Origin of the sequence: Paenibacillus sp. FSL R7-277 (assembly GCF_000517965.1) — a bacterium.
GTDB lineage: Bacteria > Bacillota > Bacilli > Paenibacillales > Paenibacillaceae > Paenibacillus_AQ > Paenibacillus_AQ silagei.
The window spans coordinates 117,968-136,217 of sequence record NZ_ASPX01000071.1 but is presented as its reverse complement, the minus strand read 5'-3'; the positions used below and the strand labels follow the sequence as shown (position 1 = coordinate 136,217).

Sequence of the window (18,250 nt, the reverse complement as noted above, 5' to 3'; positions counted from 1 at the left end):
TCCGTGAATTTCTTCTTAGGTTGGCACTTTCTGGCGGTTTTCATGCACCTGCCGGGGAGCGGGGCGTTTCTTTTCACGGAAGAGTGGTAATAAATGAAATGGATCATCACTTAGGAGGGACTAGACTATGAGCACACAGGAACCCCGTCCGCAAGGTCTTCCGCAATTTCCGGAATCGTTATGGATAGACAGTACAGGTCTGCCGTCTTTTCCGGTGCTTGCGGAAGATCATGTCACAGACGTAGCTATTGTAGGGGCAGGAATTACCGGGATTACTACCGCTTATCTGCTGTCCAAGGCCGGATATAAGGTCTCACTGCTTGAAGCCGGACAGATTCTCGGCGGGGCCACCGGCTATACCAGCGCCAAAATCTCCGCCCAGCACGGCATGATCTATCATGATCTGCTGAAGCATTTCGGCGAAGAGCAGGCCCGGATGTATTATCAGTCTAACAGCGAGGCCATGGAATGGATGATTGCCACAGCGGAGGAACTGGACCTGTCCTGCGGGATGAAGCGGGAGGCAGCCTATCTGTATGCAGATCAAGGTGACGAGAAGACGCTGAAGGCGCTGAATAAGGAATTCGAGGCTTACGGCAAGCTGGGACTGCCCGGAGAGTGGCTGGATCAGGTTCCCCTGCCGCTGGGCGCGGGCGGGGCCATCCGGATGCCGGATCAGGCCCGCTTTCACCCGTTGGATTACCTGAAGGGACTGCTGCAGGCGGTTCTGGACAGGGGTGGCGCCGTATTTGAGCATACGATGATCGGAGAGAAGCTTGATACGGACGGACAGATAACCCTGCATACCGAGGGAGAGAAGCTCCAGATCCGCTGCCGCCATGCCGTGTCGGCTTCCCACTTCCCCTTCTATGACGGCGGGTCCCTCTACTTCTCACGGCTGCATGCCGAACGCTCCTACTGTCTGGCGTTCGAGCCGGAGACGGATTATGAGGGCGGCATGTATCTGAGTGCCGGTGAACCGGCCCGTTCGCTGCGGGCAGTGGAATGGGGAGACCGGAAGCTGGTCATCGCCGGCGGGGAGAACCACAAGACGGGTCAAGGCATTTGTACGTTCGGCCATTATGAGAATCTGGAGCGGTTCGCCGGGGAACTGCTGGGCATCCGCAGTATTCCGTTCCGCTGGTCCACCCAGGATTTGATCACGCTGGACCGGGTGCCCTATATCGGCAAGCGTGCCGAGGACGAGGAGATCTATATCGCCACCGGCTTCGGAAAATGGGGCATGACGAACGGAACCGTGGCTGCCCGCCTGATCGCAGATGGCATTCTGGGGAGCAGCAATCCCTACACCGGGTTATATGATCCCTCACGCTTCAAAGCCGTTCCAGCCATCAAGAACTTCATCGTGCAGAACTTCTCGGTCGCCAAGGAGCTGGTGGCCGGCAAAGTGGAGATTGTACACACCAAGACGAAGGATCTGGAGCCGGATCAGGGGGCTGTCGTCTTCCATGACGGCAAACGCGTAGGTGCCTACCGCGACCCTGAGGGCCAATTGCATCTCGTTGACAGAACCTGCACTCACATGGGCTGTGAATGCGAGTGGAATGACGCCGAGCGCTCCTGGGATTGCCCGTGTCATGGCTCCCGCTTCTCCTACGAAGGCGATGTGCTCGAAGGTCCGGCGACCGTGCCGCTTAAGACAATCACGCCGGAAGACTAAAGCGGGATGACCAGGAGCTGCGGGGCATTAGCGGCACAGGCGGCACAAGTGGTACCGGGGGCCTGGCGGTCTGCACTGCCGGAGCTGCGGCTCCGGCGTGATTGTGCCCGGCCGCTCAGGTATAATAGACAGTATCTTCTAGAATTACCCATCATTCTATATATAAGGAGCGTGACGACAGGTTATGGATTTGAGAGGAACCAGTATTGTCATTACAGGTGCAGGCAAGGGAATCGGCAAGGCGCTCGCTATGGCGCTGGCTAAGGAAGGCGCCAACCTGGGGCTGATCTCCAGAACCTCGGCGGATCTGGAGGCGCTGAAGGCGGCGCTGACCGAGGTGTACGACATCAAGGTCAGTATCGCTGTAGCCGATATTGCCGTACGTGAAGAAGCGGAGCGGGCGGTAGTAGCCCTGCAGAAGGACCTCGGCCCCTTCGACGCGCTTATTAACAATGCCGGGATCGCCCAGTTCGGCACGTTCCTGGAGATGGATCCGGCGGACTGGGAACGGCATATGCAGATCAACCTGTTCGGGGCCTACTATGTGACCCGCGCGGCACTGCCTGCGATGATCGAGCGTTCGAGCGGCAATATTATCAATATCTCCTCCACCGCAGGAGAACGCGGCTTCGCTACAGGCTCGGCCTACTGTGCTTCCAAGTTTGCTCTTATGGGCATGACGGAGTCGCTGGCGATGGAGGTGCGTAAGCATAATATCCGTGTCGTAGCGCTGACCCCAAGCACAGTGAATACAGGCCTTGCTGCCGATGCGGGTCTTAAGATCGGGGACGAGGACCGGATGATGCAGCCGGAGGATGTGGCCGAGCTGACGCTCGCTGCACTTAAGCTGCCTGACCGCGTCTTCCTGAAAACAGCAGGCATCTGGACCACGAATCCACAATAAAGACAGACATTATGTACAGCCCTACAAGGAGGACTTGGCATGCTGGTAGTTACCAATACGATTAAGATCAAGGAAGGACATGGTGAAGCGTTGGCCTCACGGTTCAGCGCAGATAACGGGGTGCAGAGCATCCCCGGCTTCATCCGCATGGAGGTGTGGCGCGGCGCTCCCAAGGAAGGCGTGGAGGAGCTGAAGATCAGCACCGTCTGGGAGAATGAGGAAGCGCTGAACGGCTGGACCTCAAGCCCCGCCTTCCGGGACTCGCACCGCGGTGCCGGTCGGAACGAAGCCATTGTTGGCTCCTCGCTCGACAAGTACGAGCTGCTGCACAGCCGTACTCCGGATGTCCAGGCTGACTAGTAGCACATCAGATCTAAACATGTTGAGAATTACTTTAACTAATGGCTTGCTGAGGGGTTACCTCACCCGATTAGGGTGCAAGGGGTAGGCTTAATCGCAATTCGTACAACTAAATCGTCGGATATGCTGCCAAATCTCCATTTAGATGTAGTTCGTGCAATTAAAATGCCCCTATACCTGGATTTTCGCCCATCCGGGCAAATTTAGTTGTACAGACTACACTTAGAAGAGGAAGTCCACCCGTTTCCCTGTTTTTAGATGCACAGAATACACTTATCCCTGTTTTTTCGCTACGAAGGCAGCTTCGTACCTTACTGCTTTTATGGAATGAACTCACTTGTTTAATTCTGATGATCTACTAGCTCCGCTCAAAAGAAGGGCTTCTCCCTTTAATAGAGATTCGCTGGCAACAGCAAAAAAATCGCTCCTTTCGGGATGGTTGATGGATCTTCCATTTTCCCGAAAGGGCGATTTCTTTGTTGTTTCTCCAGAAAATTGTAGAACTAACTACTCCTTACCGCTGTGTATCCGAAGCAGAGGCTTCACTTACTTCCTGATGCTTACCCGGCCAGAAGGCCAGACGGCCGAAGAGAACAGTGATAGCCGGTACCAGGAAGGGACGGACCACGAAGGTATCCAGCAGGACACCGATCGCAGTGATAATCCCGAACTGGACCAGCACCTGAATAGGTAGGCTTGCCAGCACGGCGAACGTACCGGCCAGGATTAATCCGGCGGAGGTAATGACCGAGCCGGTCTCATTCACACCTTCTGCAATCGCCTGCTTCAGCGGCATATGCTTCCGCTTTTTCCAGATATTCGAGATCATGAAGATGTTGTAATCCTCCCCTAGCGCTACCAGGAAGACGAAGGAATATAGCGGAATGGCCCCTTGAATCGCATCTGCACCGAGCACGTAATGAATGATGATCCAGCCCAGGCCCAGTGCCGAGAAGAACGATAGAATTACTGTCCCCACCAGATATACTGTGGCTACGACAGATCTGAGATAGACCAGCAGCAGCACCGTAATCAGGCCGATAACGACCGGGATGATCAGATCGGTGTCACGTTCCCCAAGCTCCTTGGTATCGTGCTGGGTAGCGGTCTGGCCGCTGATCCATACCTTATCCTGCGCGTTCTCAATCCCGGATTCCGTCAGGGCCGACTCAACGGTAGCCTGAAGTGCCGGGATATGGTCCATCGCCTCAATCGAATACGGATTGTCCTTGAACTCGATATCATAGGCAGTAATCTTCGGGTTGACGGCCCCCTGCTGCGGGTCTGAGACCACATCCACGTAAGACAGGCTGCTCAGCACCGATTTCAGGTCTTCTCCGCCGGATAACCCTTCCGTATCGACCATCAGCTTGGCGGGCGCCAGCTCACCGGGGGAGAATTGCTTGCCGATCAGGTCGAAGCCTTCCCGAGACTCCATAGTCTTCGGGAATGACGACAGAATATCATAGGTGAATTTAATTCCGCTGGAGAATGAGGCCAGCACTCCCAGAAGTACTACGGTAATTCCGACAATGGCCCACGGACGGGATACCACCAGGTACCCGATTCCTTTGCGGCGGGCAGGCTGCGGCTGCGGCACCGGTCTGCCCTTGGCCTTGGCCCGCTCTGCTTCCATCTGCGGCGTGCGCGGCACGAACGGGAAGAAGGAGGTCCGCCCGAAGATCGCCAGCAAGGCCGGAACCAGGGTCAGACTGGCTACTCCCATAATCAGAATGGAGACGCTGAACGGCACTGCAAACCGGTGGTACGCGCCGTATTTGGCCAGCAGCAGAGCGAAGAGGGCCAGAACCACGGTGAAGCCGCTCATCGCAATCGCCCCGGAGGAGTGGGAAATGGCGCTCAGCAGTGCGCGCCCCTTATTCTCCTCCACCTTCAGCATCTGACGGAAGCGCGAGATCAGGAACAGGCAATAGTCTGTCCCTGCCCCGAAGAGCAGCACCGTCATGATCGAGACCGCCTGCGAATCCACTGTAATCCAGCCTTCCCTGGCCATCAGGCCAAGCACCGGGCTGGTTACGCCATAAGCGAAGCCTACAGCAACCAGCGGAATCAGCGCCAGGATGGGTGAACGGTAGATCAGCAGCAGGAAGACCAGCACCAGAATGACGGTGGCAATCAGCAGCGACACATCGGCATTCTTGAACAGCCCTGTAGCATCTACCGAGATTCCGACCGGGCCGGATACGCGCAGGCTCAAGTCTCCGCTGTCCGGCTTGGCGGCAGACGGGTCAGTCCCCGTCTCCGTCCGGACCAGCTCCTTCAAGCTCTTCAGCGACTCTCCGAGCTGGTCGCTGTCTGCCGTCTTGTCGAACAGCACAGGGGTGACCAGCGTGCTCCGGTCCTCCGACAAGGACGCCTGCAGCGCCTGCGGCGGCAGCTTGCCCAGCGGAGGAACGAAGTTCTGATGCATAAGAGGCTGCTGCTCAAGCTTGCTGTATACTGCTGTTATATGTACGAGTTCCTCCTTCGCGATTCCTCCGTCACGATGCCATACGAGCAGTGCCGGCACTCCGCTTCCGGCCGGAAATTCTCTCTCAGCAACGACCGATGCCCGCACCGATTGTGAATCCTCCGGCAGATTGGAGGCATTGTTAGCAACCTGTGAATTCACTGATGGCCATAGCATCGTAAGCACCCCGACCAGTGCAACCCATACCAGCAGAGTGATCCATTTGGTCTTGCTCCCTGCTACCCATTTTCCGTAGCCCGACATACCTTTCATCCTCTCTCCTATCCGTCCGCCCAAGTAGAAACGGCTGTGCTGTCCTTTTAAAGGACGACACCGTTTCAGCGAGAAATATAAGGATAATTTATAGCGCGAAACATATAAATTCTTATATTTCAAAAAATGAGCCGCGGGTCATTTTGATATCCTTATCATATATACCCCGAAAATTTTAAGCAAATCTTTTTTCTGAAATGTTGAAAAACTAGAGTGATCACTGCCGCTGCTGCCCGGAAACAGCTTACTCAATGCCGCTAATAACGGTTGATCGTAGACACTCTCTCTAGTATTATCTGGAGAATTCGATTTAGACCTGCTTTTGAATCCGCAGACAGAAATGTTGCAGGAATTGCAACTTCCGCTCACAGATAAGCTGATAATTCGAGGAATGCTGTATAAAATGCAGGAAAGGTTAGGTTGGTGGAGTCGAGTAGCGGCATAGGTAAGTGGTGAGTTGATGTGTGAGTTGCATTGTATTCGGTTCTTATAAAAAAAGCGTTCATACAGAGAATGTCCGAAGACGCTCTGCATGAACGCTGGTTATACTTGGCTGTGGTCTACAGCCGGCTATATTCAGGTAACTGTTCTATTCGGATCAGCCTGCGTCCGGCAGGTCATCACCGGAGAACTGGCTGTTATAGAGATCGGCATAGAAGCCGCCCGCTTCCAGCAGTTCCACATGGGTGCCCTTCTCAATGACGCTACCCTGGTTCATCACCAGGATCAGATCGGCGTCCTTAATGGTGGACAGACGGTGAGCGATCACGAAGCTGGTTCTGCCGTGCATGAGCGTGTTCATCGCCTTCTGGATCTGCACCTCTGTCCGCGTATCTACGCTGCTGGTTGCTTCATCCAGAATGAGGATGGACGGATCGGCCAGAATCGCCCGGGCGATGGTAAGCAGCTGCTTTTGACCCTGGGAGATGTTCGAGGCCTCTTCATTCAGAATCGTGTCATACCCGAGCGGCAGCGTACGGATGAAGTGATCGGCATGCGCAGCCTTGGCTGCCCGCACCACATCAGCCTCCGAAGCCCCTTCCCGGCCGTAAGCGATATTATCGCGGATGGTCCCGTTGAACAGCCAGGTATCCTGAAGCACCATACCGAATTTGCTGCGCAGCTCGCTGCGCTTCATATCGGTGATGTTCACACCGTCGATCACAATTTCCCCGCCGCTGATCTCATAGAAGCGCATGAGCAGGTTGATCAGTGTGGTTTTACCGGCTCCGGTTGGTCCTACAATCGCAATGGTCTGTCCCGGACTGACCTCGATATTCATGTCTTCAATCAGGAGTTCACCCGGCTTGTAGCCGAACTGCACGTGACGGAATTCCACAGAGCCCTCTTCTGCAGCTGCTGAACGTTTCGCCAGTGTAGCAGCCACTTCAGGGACTTCCTCGTCCTCATCCAGCAGTTCAAATACACGTTCTGCCGAAGCGATAGTGGACTGAATGATGTTGGCAATATTGGCAGTCTGCGTAATCGGCATGGTGAACTGGCGCGAATACTGGATGAATGCCTGGATGTCACCGACATCGATCGCTTTTTTGGTCACGAAGATCCCGCCGACCACACATACCAGCACATACCCCAGGTTCCCGATGAACATCATCAGCGGCATAATAATCCCGGAGATGAACTGGGAGCGCCAGCCGGAGTTATACAGATCCTCATTGATGGCATTGAAGTCCTTCAGGGAATTCTTCTCCCGTCCAAAAGCCTTGATAATCCGGTGCCCGGTATACATCTCCTCCACATGACCATTCAGCTGGCCCAGCGATTTCTGCTGTCCGACGAAATAGGTCTGGGAGCGCTTGGTGATCAGCATAATCACCACGAAGCTCAGCGGTAGCGTTACGATCGTAATCAGGGTTAGCCACGGGCTGATCGTCAGCATCATCACAATAACCCCGACAATCGTCACAATGGAGGTGATCAGCTGGGTTAAGCTCTGCTGCAGGGTGGTACTGATGTTGTCCACATCATTGGTCGCCCGGCTAAGAATCTCCCCGTGGGTCCGGGAATCGAAATATTTCAGCGGCAGCCGCTCCAGCTTGCTGTTGATCTGCTCGCGCATGTCGTATACGACCTTCTGCGCCACACCGGCCATGACATACTGCTGGATATAACTGAACAGCGCGCTGAACAGATACAGGCCTGCCAGCAGGATCAGAATATCATTCACATAGCCAAAATCAATCGCCGCCCCAGGCACGCCCATCATCTTGCCATAAGCGCCTTCGAACAGCTTGGTCGTTGCCTTCCCCATCACCTTGGGGCTGAAAATACTGAATACGGTACTGGCAATCGCCATTACGAATACGATAATCAGCTGTACCTGGCGCGGGCGCAAATACCGGATCAGGCGGCGCAGGGTGCCCTTGAAATCCTTCGCCTTCTCGGGAGGCATACCCATGCCGGGTCCGCCCGGGCCGGGGCCGAATCCGCCGTGTCTGCGGGCGGGCGGCTTCATTGCTTTGTTCTGCTCACTCATGCTATTTCCTCCTCTGACAGCTGCGAGGATACGATCTCGCGGTACACCTCATTGTTGTCCAGCAGCTCGCGGTGCGTGCCCATACCGACAATTTGACCTTCATCCAGTACGATAATCCGGTCTGCATCCATTACCGTGCTTACCCGCTGTGCGACGATAAGGACAGTAGATTCCGTAGTCTCCTCCTTGAGCGCGGCACGCAGCTTGGCATCGGTCTTGAAGTCCAGCGCGGAGAAGCTGTCATCGAACAGATATACCTCCGGCTTGCGGACGAGGGCACGGGCTATCGACAGACGCTGCTTCTGGCCGCCGGAGACGTTACCGCCCCCCTGGGAGATGCTTGAATCGAAGCCTTCCTTCATCGCTGTGACAAAGTCATAGGCCTGTGCCACCTTGGCGGCATGAAGAATCTCCTCCTCGGTAGCATCCTCTTTGCCGTAACGGATATTCTCGTTGATGGTACCGGTGAACAGCACGGCTTTTTGCGGAATATAACCAATCTTGCCCCGTAATTCCTCCTGCGTCATCTGGCGCACATCCACACCGTCTACACTTACCGTACCTTCTATGGCATCATAGAATCTCGGTATCATGTTCAGCAGCGTGGACTTGCCTGACCCGGTTCCGCCGATAATGGCGGTAATCTCACCGGGGCGCGCACTGAAGGTAATTCCCGACAAGGCTGCCTGCTCTGCACCCGGATAAGCGAAGGATACATTGTCGAACTCCACATACCCGCGCAATCCGTCACGGCCGTCCTCCTGTGTAGCTGTAGCCGTAGTCTTCAGTTCTGCAGAGGTAGGGTCCTTAATCTCTGGCTGCATATCTAACACTTCATTAATGCGCAGTGCTGAGGCAGAAGCTCTTGGAATCAGCACGAACATCATCGACACCATGATCAGCGAGAACATAATCTGCATTGCATACTGAATGAATGCCATCAGGGAGCCAACCTTCAGATCCCCATCGCCAATCCGGATTCCGCCGTAATACAGAATGGCAATCATCGAGAAGTTCATGACGATCATCATCAGCGGCATCAGGCCCGCCATTACCTTGTTGACTTTGATTGCAGTATCCGTAAGATCTGCGTTGGCCAGGCTGAAGCGACGGTTCTCATGCTCAATCCGGTTGAAGGAGCGGATGACGCGGATACCGGTCAGATGCTCGCGCAGCACCAGATTTAATTTGTCCAGCTTGATCTGAATCGCCTTGAACAGCGGCAGACCCTTCATTCCGATGAAAAATATTGCTCCGACCAGCAGCGGAATCACCACTACAAAGATCAGCGAGAGCTTGGCGTCCTCCGACACCGCCATAATAATCCCGCCGATCATCATCATCGGAGCACCGACCATCATGCGGAGCATCATAGTCAGTACCGTCTGAACCTGTGTAATATCATTAGTGGTACGTGTAATCAATGAGGCCGTGCCCAGCTTGTCGAATTCATGGAGCGTAAAGTTCTCCACATGATTGAACACCCTTGAACGGGTATTCTTTCCGAAGCCTGCCGCCACTCTGGCTGACAGATAGCTGGCAATAATAGAGCATAGCACACCTCCAGCCGCCACCAGCAGCATGAAGCCGCCAATTCTCCAGATATACGGCTGGTCACCCTCCACAATCCCTTTGTCAATAATGTTACTCATCAAGGTGGGAAGATACAGATCGCCCATGGACTGCAGGAATACCAGAATCAGTACCCCTGCGATGGCCAAGCGGAAGGGCTTCAGTTGTTTCATTAATTTAATCATGCTTCTCATCTCCGTTCATTTGTAACCGGTCTAGATTAGGCGGAGGATTATCCTCCATAAAGGCATAGACTTTCAGCAGCAGTTCCGCCAGTTGATCAGATTCTTCCTCACCTAAATACTCCACCATCCTGTTAAGTGTGGCGTCCATATGGTCCCTGGCTCTGCGGGTAATAATTTTCCCCTGTTCGGTCAACTTGATGCGCACTACCCTCCGGTCAGACGGATCAGCCTGCCGTTCTACCATCTGCTTGGCTTCAAGACTGTTAATCAGCTGGGTTACTGTTGGCGGAGTCAGTCCCAGGAATCGGCTGATCTCCGACACCTTAAGTCCCAGATCTGAAGCATGCGACGCCCGTGCAATACATATCAATAAAGTCATCTCACTTGGCTTATGCCCCTCCACTGAGTGATGCCAATGCCCTTTGCGCAGCTTCCGAAGTGCAGAGAAAAGCTTGTGTCCGACTGAGTTTTCACCTTCGCGATTTATCCCAATGCTTCCACCCCATTTTAGTTAGGTCTACAAATAATTAAACCATGTATTAATTAGGCTACCTAATTATATTTTCGTGCCTGCCATTTGTCAATTCCTGATTACGCCCTGAGCATGTAATTTATTTCACATTACCACGCGCAAACGCTCCCGCGACACAGAGGGCCGGGGAGTCTCTTCAAGCTATACAATTAACTGCTTTAATCTGCTCTAAAATTCCACTCCGTGTTCAACAGCGGTAAACCCTCTGGTCTTGGACTTCTGATCTGTTCCTATACCCGCAAGAATGAAGCTAAACAATACCAAAACGCTGACCGTCGTCAACAGTGATCTCTTCATGTGCTCTCACCTCCCTGATCAGCTCCCGGTACGCATTCTGCTGGGTATCCGAGGCATAGTCTCTGTTCAGTTCAAATAAGGTTACACAATTAATAAAGTCCTTGCCACTGTTCAGCCTGATGGTCAGACGCAGACAATGAATGATATAGTCTATTCCCTTGGCATATTGCTTGCGGGAGATATGGTAGATCGCAATCTGATAATAGAGACGGTACACCCGGTCTACATTGATCGTATCCTGGAATTGTTCAAAGCGCAGCATCTCCCGGGAAAAGCGCGACATCACCGCATCAGCGGAGAACCCGAAGCGGTTGGCCGACTCCATAATGATCACCATGCCGGACAGAATCTCGCCGGGATGCTCGGACAAGAAAGCGATATAGGACGGCAATACAGAGATATTGCCCATCAGAATCTCCAGCGTGAACCCGTTGGCCGTGGCAAACAGCTTGAAGCTGTCCACACTGCTGCGCCCCTCGTCATCCAGCATCTCGAACCATCCCAGGTCCGCATAGCCGGCGGTATATTTCTTGGCCTGCTGATATTCTCCCTGCTTGGTAAGCGCCGATGCCTTCATCAGATAACCGTGCCCGTAATAGACCACCAGCGGACGTTCTGCCTGAAAGGCCTCTGCCCTCTTCCCCTTGCTGCGGCGCAGCTCTTCGCGGTAGATTCCGCTTGCTAATGCCCTCAGCTCATCAGCGAATTTCTCCACATCCTTCCAGCGGTGCAGCGCGAAGCATACCTTCGCCAGCTTCAGCAGCCCGTCCAGCTGCATCTCCTCGGGAAGCAGCCCACGATACGGCTCGAAGCTGATTACGGCGCGCAGCTTCTGCTCCATATCCACATCCGGAGTGGATTGCAAAGACATGAAGATACGGTACTGGCTAATCGCCATACGCTCGGAATAGCTGTCTTGTTCATGGTCTACAATCAGCTTGTAGAATACGATGGACTCCTGTACTTTGCCGCTGCAGAATAGCCTCTCTGCCACCCTGTAGATGATATCCAGCGGCCGCTGATATTCCATAATCCGCCTTAAGACCTCTTCAATGCATTGCTGCTTGCCCATCTCGGCACATTTAACCAGGAAGGGCTCGATACGGCGGCGGGAGATCCGCTCTTCACTGAAGCACTCATCCACATAGAGCGGATACAGCCAGCCTTCCGGGAAGCCGAAGGCCCGGATCATGGCATCGAGCTGTCCCAGCGAGATGGGCTTCGGCGGATTGCCGTGAAGAATGGCGCTGAGACTGCCGCGGTTCAGGCCGGAGACTTTGGCAAATGAGGCAAGATTATGGCCCGAGCGGGACAGACTCTTCTCGATTTCCGTACGTAATGTAGTCAGCTTCGCCTCCACCCGGCACCTCCCTATCCATCATTCAGGTTATCCTTCTATTAATTGCCATTATAGGACAACACTATGAAAAGCACAACAAAATGGCCCCACATTTAGTAGGACCATGATTAACAAACACCGTCAGATGCTCGGATGTATTATAGATTATTGCTGCAGAGCCGCCTGATTCCTGATCCGCTGGCTCTTCTTATTCTTGCCGTAAGGCGCGGCTCCATTCTTGCGGCTGCGCAGGCTCTCCATCATCAGGTTCTGGGCCATCACAATATATCCGTCCAGCCGCTGGCTAAGCTCCAGCACTGCATGGTCGCTCAGACTCCGTTCCCGGGCCACCTCCAGCAGCTCGCTTCTTAAATTCTCTATAGTAAGGAACAGCTCATCTTCTCTGTAATCCCGGCCGCTAACATCAGGAGAATTCTGGTAAAGGTTCACGGTTACTCACCTTCTCTCTATCAACTTCTCCCCTATCATAAATCATGATGCCAAAAAACAAAATTTGCAAAAAAAGAAAAAAATGTCGGCGGAAGTATAAATAAGCTCTGTTATTTATATATCCTCCGGAGGCTCCGGCCGCGAATACCGCTCTCCTAGTACATTCATCGCAAAAGCAATCCACTCCCTGGCGGCAAAGGACAAATAGCGGTCCTTGCGCCAGATCATGCCCAGCTGCCAGGGAATCACCGGCTCGGTCAGGGAAATCACCGCAATCCGCGAACGGTCGATATCCCGGCAGATGGTCTCCGGCAGCAGCGCAATGCCCATCCCGGCGGCGACCATCCGGCTGATCAAATCCCACTGAGAGCTTTCATAGACCACCTTGGGCTGAAAGCCAGCTTTGACACATTCCGAGATAATCCGGTCATGGAGGGCGAAGTCCTCCCGGAACAGGACGAACTCCTCCTCAGCCAGCTCTCTCAGCGGCACCTGCTGCGCTCCGTCCAGACGGTGGCCTGTGGGAACCAGCAATTCCAGCTTCTCCTCCACAAAGGTGAAGCAGTGGAATCTGGCCGGGTCCACCGGCAGTACAATCGCCCCGATATCGAGCAGGCCGGACTCTACGTCATCCTCCACTTTCTTCGCCCCGTCCTCATGCAGCCGGATCGTCACCTCGGGATACTTCCGGTGGAATTCCCCGATGACCGCCGGGAAGAAGCTGGCTCCAACCATGGGCGGAAGTCCGATACGGATATGCCCCTGCTTCAGATTGCGCAGGCTGTCCAGCTCGGAGGAGAGGCTGGCAAAGGACTCTACAATGTTCTGCGCCTTGACGAGCAGCAGCTCTCCGGCATCCGTCAGACGGATGCTCCGGCCCTCGCGGTAGAACAGATCGGCCCCCAGCTCCGTCTCCAGATTGCGGACCATCTTGCTGATGGTCGGCTGGGTGATATACAGCGATTCTGCTGCTCTGGAGAAGCTGTTCAGCCTGGCGGCCTGCACGAAATACTCCAGCTGTCTGATATCCATTAGGTAACCTCCATGCATAGACAATTAGAATGCGAGATATTCAATCCATTCATTGTACCTATGAAAGAATTAGATGTAAAATTTCAGTAAGAGATGAAAGGAGGTAATCATGATGAAAAAGATTGCCTTAGGCTTACTGCAGGTGGCCGGACTAACCGTGTTCTCCCTGCTCGTTAACGGATTAACCTCACTACTGCATATTCCGCTTCCCGGAAGCATTATCGGGATGATTCTATTATTCCTGCTGCTCGAATCCGGCGTGATCCGTCTGAACTGGGTGGAGGCAGGAGCTTCATGGCTGCTGGCTGAGCTGCTGCTGTTCTTCATTCCATCGGCTATCGGGGTCATGAACTACTCGAAGCTGCTGGAATCCTTCGGCCTGCAGGTACTGGCTGTTGTGCTCGTGGGCACCTTTGCTGTCATGGCCAGCTCGGGTCTGCTGACAGGGATGATCTATAAAGTAAAGGAGCGTAGAAGCTCATGATGACCGGACTATTATTCCTTGGACTTACCATCACAGTATATCTTATAACCAAACGGATTTATGCGGCCAGCGGCAAAATGTACGCCTCTCCGCTGATCATCACCCCGCTGGTAATCATCGGCTTCCTGCTGATCACGGGGAGCTCTTATGAATCCTACAATGCAGGCGGCAAATGGCTGTCAGACCTGCTGCAGCCGGCGACAATCGCCTTCGCGATTCCGCTGCACAAGAACTTCAAGCTGCTCAAAAAGCACGCCGCCGAAATTGCGGCAGGCGTGCTGTCAGGAACGGTAACGGCTGTACTGTCTTCCATGCTGCTGGCCAAATTAATGCACCTGAGCGGAGATCTCGCCACCAGCCTGGTCCCCCGTTCGGTAACTACGCCGATTGCCATGAGCATCTCGCAGAGCATTGGCGGAGTTCCCAGTATCACCGCAGTCTTCGTCATTCTCACGGGTGTGCTTGGAACGATGATGGGGCCCTCGGTGCTGCGCCTCTTCCACATTGAGAATGAAGTGGCGCGCGGAGTGTCGCTGGGCACCGCAGCGCATGGCACCGGCACCTCCAAGGCCTTCGAGCTTAGCTCGCTGACCGGCACCATCTCCAGTATCTCAATGATTCTGGCGGCGCTGTTCTCCATTGGGCTGGCACCCGCACTGATCGCAGTGTTCATTCATTAAGCAGCTCCCTGCCCCTAAGACAGAGTCCTACAGCTTCACAGGCAATCCGCTCTGGGCGGATTCATACGCGGCGCAGGTTACCTTCAGCGTCTTGTACCCGTCCTCATAATCGCTGAGAATACGGGAGCGGTCTCCGGTGCGGACAGCGTACAGGAAGGCCTCGCTCTCTACCGCGTAAGGATTGCCCGAATTCTTGTATTCCTTGCTGTCCCCGCTGCGGACTTCGAGCAGACGCTCCGGATTCCAGTCAAGCATGCCGTTGTCATTATAGAAGCTGATTCCGGCCTTGTTCACCTCACCGGGCAGCACACAGGTATTGGAGATGCTGGCGATAATGCCGCTCGCAAGCTTCAGCGACACGGTGCCCACATCGGCTACGGTCACTCCTTCATGCTTCTCATGCATAATCCGGTTGCCGAACATGCCGTAGACCTCTGTCACCTCACCGGCCAGATAACGCAGCAGGTCAACAATATGCGTCGTCTGCTCCGTGAATTGCCCGCCGGACTGCTCCTGATTGCGCCACCACGCCACGCCGGGCATTCCGCCCATCCATTCTCCGGTAATCATCCCTACCTTGTCTCCGGCAAGCGTCTGCTTCAGCCGCTGGATATTCTCCTGATAGCGGAAATGATAGCCTACCGAGGTCAGCAGCTGATGCTGCTTGATATCCTCCAGCAGACTGGCCGGAATGGCCGTACTTGAGCCTAACGGCTTCTCGATGAAAAAGGGGATATCCCTGCGGATCAGTGCCCGCTCAATCGCCCCGTGCGACTGTGGCGGCACACAGATGTAGACGGCATCCAGCTTGTGGCTGTCCAGCATCTCGGTAATCTCCCCGTAGCCTTCGGCCCCGTAAGGGCGGGCCATCTCTTCTCCCTTAAGCTTGCTGCTGCCGCAGACCGCCTTCAGCGACACATCCTCCATGCCCGCCAGCAAATCCGCATGTACCTTGGAGAACCAGCCTGTTCCAACAAGTCCGATATTAAGCGTCATGTCATTACCTCCTGAGTTGTCTGGTGAATGCCTTTTCAATAGATTATACCCGCTTAGGTCAACACAGAGTAGTCCCGCCACTCCTCTGGAAGCAGCTGCCGGTAGGAAGGCTGCATAAAGCGGTCGTCTGCGAGCACAATGACCCCGCTGTCGTTCTCACTGCGGATCAGCCGTCCTCCAGCCTGCTGCACCTTGCACATGCCAGGGTAGATATAAGCATAATCGAAGCCGTTCTTGCCCTGTGACTGGAAATAGCTCCGGAGCAGGTTGCGCTCCATACCCACCTGCGGGAGTCCGACCCCCACCACCATTACCCCGTTCAACCGGTCGCCGGGCAGATCCACCCCTTCGGAGAAAATACCGCCCAGCACGGCAAAGCCAAGCAGCGGCTCCGGGTTATCCGGGCGGAAGGCCGCCAGGAAGCCCTCCCGCTCCGGCTCGCTCATCCCGCTGCCCTGCAGCAGCGTAGGGACTTCAGGGTACTTCTCGGTGAACACCTCATAGACATTCCTCAAGTACAGATAAGAGGGAAAGAAGACCAGGTAGTTGCCCTTCTTCGAGACCATGCCTCTAAGAGCATTACTAAGCGGCTGTAAGGAAGCCTCCCGGTCATGAAACCGGGTGGATACCGGCAGGACAGACACCTGCCACTGCTCTTTGTGAAAAGGTGAGGCCAGGCTCAGACTGTAGTCCTCCTCGCCTGCACCGATCATGTCCCTGTAGTACGAGAGCGGCGAGAGGGTCGCAGAGAACAGAATCTGGCTGCGAAAGCTCTTGCCCATTTGCTGCAGCAAATGCGACGGATCGAGATTGAACAGCTTCAGATACACATCTCCGCTACGCACCTCGGCATAGGTAATGTAGCGTTCATCGTAGGTTTTGAAGGTGCGAAGCATCGCCTGTACTGCGTAATAGGTCTCCAGCAGGCTATCCGCCCCGTCCTCCTCCGCCTGCACAGAGCTTACCGGGGAAGAGGAATTCAGCAGCTCCAGCTCCGCTTCGGCTGCGAAGTTCTCCAGCAGCTCCGGCAGCTCCTCCGGATAGGCCGCCCACTCTCCCGCACCCTTATCACCGCAGATCTTACGCAGCGCAATGAAGAAAGCGTTCACCGCTTTGGCGGCAGTGCCGAGCCGGGGATTCGCCGTTTTGTAGGTCCGGCTGAGCGCCAGGAAGGGTGCCTTGGTAAGCGAAGCCGAATACATCTCCCGGCCCCGGTCCACCAGATTATGCGCTTCATCCACCAGCAGCACGGTGTTCTTCTTACGCTCCTCGGACATGCGCTTCAGACTGATGCGCGGGTCGTAGATATAATTGTAATCGCAGATAACAACATCGCAGGCATAGGCGGCATCCAGCGAGAACTCAAACGGGCAGACCTGATGCTTATGGGCATAGCCGGCGATCGTCTCCCGGGTCATCAGCGTCTCATGCTCCAGCATATCAATCAGCGCGCCGTTGATCCGGTCATAATAGCCCTCCGCATACGCGCAGGAATCCGTGCCGCAGATGCCTTCCTCCCGGAAGCAGGCCTTCTCCTTCGCAGTCAGCGCAATGACATGCAGATGCAGCCCCCGGCGGTTCAGCATCGAGGCTGCCTCCTGCGCCGCGATCCGTGTAACGGTCTTTGCGGTCAGATAGAAGATACCGGCCGCCTTGCCTTCGCCCAGCGCTTTGACCGCCGGGAACAGAGTGGACATGGTTTTGCCGATGCCGGTCGGTGCCTGGGCGAAGAGGTTCGCCCCCTCAGCAATGGAGGTGTAGACTGCGGCTGCGAAATGGCGCTGGCCGGGCCGGTAAGCCGAGAACGGAAAAGACAGGTTCGTGATGCTCTCCCCTCTCTTCGCCTTGTAACGGACCATCATCTCGGCATACGGTGCATATCTGCTTACTGTCTCTAGTGCAAAGGCCGTCAGCGCTTCACGGGACATCTCCCGGTAGAGACTGTACTGTGCCTCGCTTCCCCGCTGCACATAGGTGAGCTTCACCTGAATGTAGGGAAGCTCAAGATCCGTTGCCAGCATGTAAGCGTACATATAAGCCTGGGCCCAGTGTACCTCCTTCCCTTCAAGCGCAGGGTCCGGGATTCCGGCCATGGACTTGATCTCCTCCACTGTCAGGCTCCCATCCTCTGCCGTAAGCAGTCCGTCGCAGCGCCCGTCAATCTGGAACAGCAGCTCTCCGTAAGCAATTCCGGTCTTCAAATAGACCTCCTTGCGGTCCCCTTCCTTGTATTGCTTCTGGATCAACTGATGGCTGCGCGTCCCCTCCGCCATCGCGGCTCCGCTGCGGAAGCCCGGCTCCAGACTGCCGCTGCTGTAGGCAAATTCCACAAGCGCCCTCACGGACAGTGTGATTTCTGTATGCTTCATCCGTCCCCACCTCCAATAATTTCCGCCAGCTTCCGCTGCGTAAGGCTCATATTCTTCGTTTAACGCCGATATCCCCCCGCCTGAGGGAGTGGCCTGCGCCGGGTTCGTTCTAGCCGTAGTTTACGCGCG

14 protein-coding genes are annotated in these 18,250 nt (G+C 54.8%); 5 read left to right on the top strand and 9 right to left on the bottom strand.

Annotated features, from left to right (window positions below):
• Positions 1 to 127: 127 nt before the first annotated feature.
• The 3 genes from C173_RS21615 (at position 128) to C173_RS21605 (ending at position 2,945) form a co-directional block, all read left to right on the top strand.
• A complete protein-coding gene (locus C173_RS21615) occupies positions 128 to 1,681 on the top strand; it encodes an FAD-dependent oxidoreductase (protein WP_036728268.1) in 1,554 nt (517 codons plus the stop codon).
• 184 nt (positions 1,682 to 1,865) lie between these two features.
• The gene (locus C173_RS21610; RefSeq protein ID WP_036728266.1) at positions 1,866 to 2,585 is read left to right on the top strand and encodes a 3-ketoacyl-ACP reductase; all 720 of its coding nucleotides are present in this window, start codon (positions 1,866 to 1,868) and stop codon (positions 2,583 to 2,585) included.
• Positions 2,586 to 2,624: 39 nt separating this feature from the next.
• Complete coding sequence (locus tag C173_RS21605; RefSeq protein ID WP_036728263.1) at positions 2,625 to 2,945, top strand: antibiotic biosynthesis monooxygenase; 321 nt, start codon at positions 2,625 to 2,627, stop codon at positions 2,943 to 2,945.
• A gap of 514 nt (positions 2,946 to 3,459) precedes the next feature.
• Here C173_RS21605 and C173_RS21600 read toward each other — a convergent pair.
• The 7 genes from C173_RS21600 to cidR form a co-directional block, all read right to left on the bottom strand.
• Positions 3,460 to 5,688 (bottom strand): MMPL family transporter, encoded by a 2,229-nt coding sequence (locus C173_RS21600; RefSeq protein ID WP_036728261.1) that lies wholly within the window; start codon positions 5,686 to 5,688, stop codon positions 3,460 to 3,462.
• A gap of 598 nt (positions 5,689 to 6,286) precedes the next feature.
• Positions 6,287 to 8,185, bottom strand: a complete 1,899-nt coding sequence (locus C173_RS21595) for an ABC transporter ATP-binding protein (protein ID WP_036728258.1) — start codon at positions 8,183 to 8,185, stop codon at positions 6,287 to 6,289.
• A complete protein-coding gene (locus C173_RS21590; RefSeq protein WP_036728255.1) occupies positions 8,182 to 9,942 on the bottom strand; it encodes an ABC transporter ATP-binding protein in 1,761 nt (586 codons plus the stop codon). Before C173_RS21590 ends, C173_RS21595 begins: the two co-directional genes overlap by 4 nt.
• Positions 9,935 to 10,321, bottom strand: a complete 387-nt coding sequence (locus C173_RS21585; RefSeq protein WP_051478267.1) for a MarR family winged helix-turn-helix transcriptional regulator — start codon at positions 10,319 to 10,321, stop codon at positions 9,935 to 9,937. The genes C173_RS21590 and C173_RS21585 overlap by 8 nt, the downstream gene beginning before the upstream one ends.
• Positions 10,322 to 10,724: 403 nt before the next feature.
• The gene (locus tag C173_RS21580) at positions 10,725 to 12,131 is read right to left on the bottom strand and encodes a hypothetical protein (RefSeq protein ID WP_036728250.1); all 1,407 of its coding nucleotides are present in this window, start codon (positions 12,129 to 12,131) and stop codon (positions 10,725 to 10,727) included.
• 144 nt (positions 12,132 to 12,275) lie between these two features.
• Positions 12,276 to 12,560, bottom strand: a complete 285-nt coding sequence (locus C173_RS35505; protein ID WP_036728248.1) for an aspartyl-phosphate phosphatase Spo0E family protein — start codon at positions 12,558 to 12,560, stop codon at positions 12,276 to 12,278.
• Positions 12,561 to 12,674: 114 nt separating this feature from the next.
• Positions 12,675 to 13,592 carry a cidABC operon transcriptional activator CidR gene (gene cidR / locus C173_RS21570; protein WP_036728245.1) on the bottom strand — a complete coding sequence of 306 codons (918 nt, stop codon included), beginning with the start codon at positions 13,590 to 13,592 and terminating at the stop codon, positions 12,675 to 12,677.
• A 112-nt stretch (positions 13,593 to 13,704) separates the two neighbouring features.
• Here cidR and C173_RS21565 point away from each other — a divergent pair, with 112 nt between their 5' ends.
• Together C173_RS21565 and C173_RS21560 are read left to right on the top strand one after the other, a co-directional pair.
• Positions 13,705 to 14,076 carry a CidA/LrgA family protein gene (locus C173_RS21565; protein WP_036728241.1) on the top strand — a complete coding sequence of 124 codons (372 nt, stop codon included), beginning with the start codon at positions 13,705 to 13,707 and terminating at the stop codon, positions 14,074 to 14,076.
• On the top strand, positions 14,076 to 14,756 hold the full coding sequence (locus tag C173_RS21560; protein ID WP_036728354.1) for a CidB/LrgB family autolysis modulator: 681 nt from the start codon (positions 14,076 to 14,078) through the stop codon (positions 14,754 to 14,756). Before C173_RS21565 ends, C173_RS21560 begins: the two co-directional genes overlap by 1 nt.
• A 27-nt stretch (positions 14,757 to 14,783) precedes the next feature.
• On the opposite strand, the gene C173_RS21555 is transcribed toward C173_RS21560, so the two are convergent.
• Together C173_RS21555 and C173_RS21550 are read right to left on the bottom strand one after the other, a co-directional pair.
• The gene (locus tag C173_RS21555; protein ID WP_036728239.1) at positions 14,784 to 15,752 is read right to left on the bottom strand and encodes a Gfo/Idh/MocA family protein; all 969 of its coding nucleotides are present in this window, start codon (positions 15,750 to 15,752) and stop codon (positions 14,784 to 14,786) included.
• A gap of 53 nt (positions 15,753 to 15,805) precedes the next feature.
• Positions 15,806 to 18,121 carry an ATP-dependent DNA helicase gene (locus C173_RS21550; RefSeq protein ID WP_036728238.1) on the bottom strand — a complete coding sequence of 772 codons (2,316 nt, stop codon included), beginning with the start codon at positions 18,119 to 18,121 and terminating at the stop codon, positions 15,806 to 15,808.
• Between the last annotated feature and the right edge of the window lie 129 nt (positions 18,122 to 18,250).

What these genes read in the sequence shown, in the direction of transcription:
- C173_RS21565 (WP_036728241.1), top strand. Translation starts at nt 13,705, where the DNA reads ATGAAAAAGATTGCCTTAGGCTTACTGCAGGTGGCCGGACTAACCGTG.
- C173_RS21615 (WP_036728268.1), top strand. Translation starts at nt 128, where the DNA reads ATGAGCACACAGGAACCCCGTCCGCAAGGTCTTCCGCAATTTCCGGAA.
- C173_RS21555 (WP_036728239.1), bottom strand. Translation starts at nt 15,752, where the DNA reads ATGACGCTTAATATCGGACTTGTTGGAACAGGCTGGTTCTCCAAGGTA.
- C173_RS21610 (WP_036728266.1), top strand. Translation starts at nt 1,866, where the DNA reads ATGGATTTGAGAGGAACCAGTATTGTCATTACAGGTGCAGGCAAGGGA.
- C173_RS21595 (WP_036728258.1), bottom strand. Translation starts at nt 8,185, where the DNA reads ATGAGTGAGCAGAACAAAGCAATGAAGCCGCCCGCCCGCAGACACGGC.
- cidR (WP_036728245.1), bottom strand. Translation starts at nt 13,592, where the DNA reads ATGGATATCAGACAGCTGGAGTATTTCGTGCAGGCCGCCAGGCTGAAC.
- C173_RS21585 (WP_051478267.1), bottom strand. Translation starts at nt 10,321, where the DNA reads ATGACTTTATTGATATGTATTGCACGGGCGTCGCATGCTTCAGATCTG.
- C173_RS21605 (WP_036728263.1), top strand. Translation starts at nt 2,625, where the DNA reads ATGCTGGTAGTTACCAATACGATTAAGATCAAGGAAGGACATGGTGAA.
- C173_RS21550 (WP_036728238.1), bottom strand. Translation starts at nt 18,121, where the DNA reads ATGAAGCATACAGAAATCACACTGTCCGTGAGGGCGCTTGTGGAATTT.
- C173_RS21590 (WP_036728255.1), bottom strand. Translation starts at nt 9,942, where the DNA reads ATGATTAAATTAATGAAACAACTGAAGCCCTTCCGCTTGGCCATCGCA.
- C173_RS21600 (WP_036728261.1), bottom strand. Translation starts at nt 5,688, where the DNA reads ATGAAAGGTATGTCGGGCTACGGAAAATGGGTAGCAGGGAGCAAGACC.
- C173_RS21560 (WP_036728354.1), top strand. Translation starts at nt 14,076, where the DNA reads ATGACCGGACTATTATTCCTTGGACTTACCATCACAGTATATCTTATA.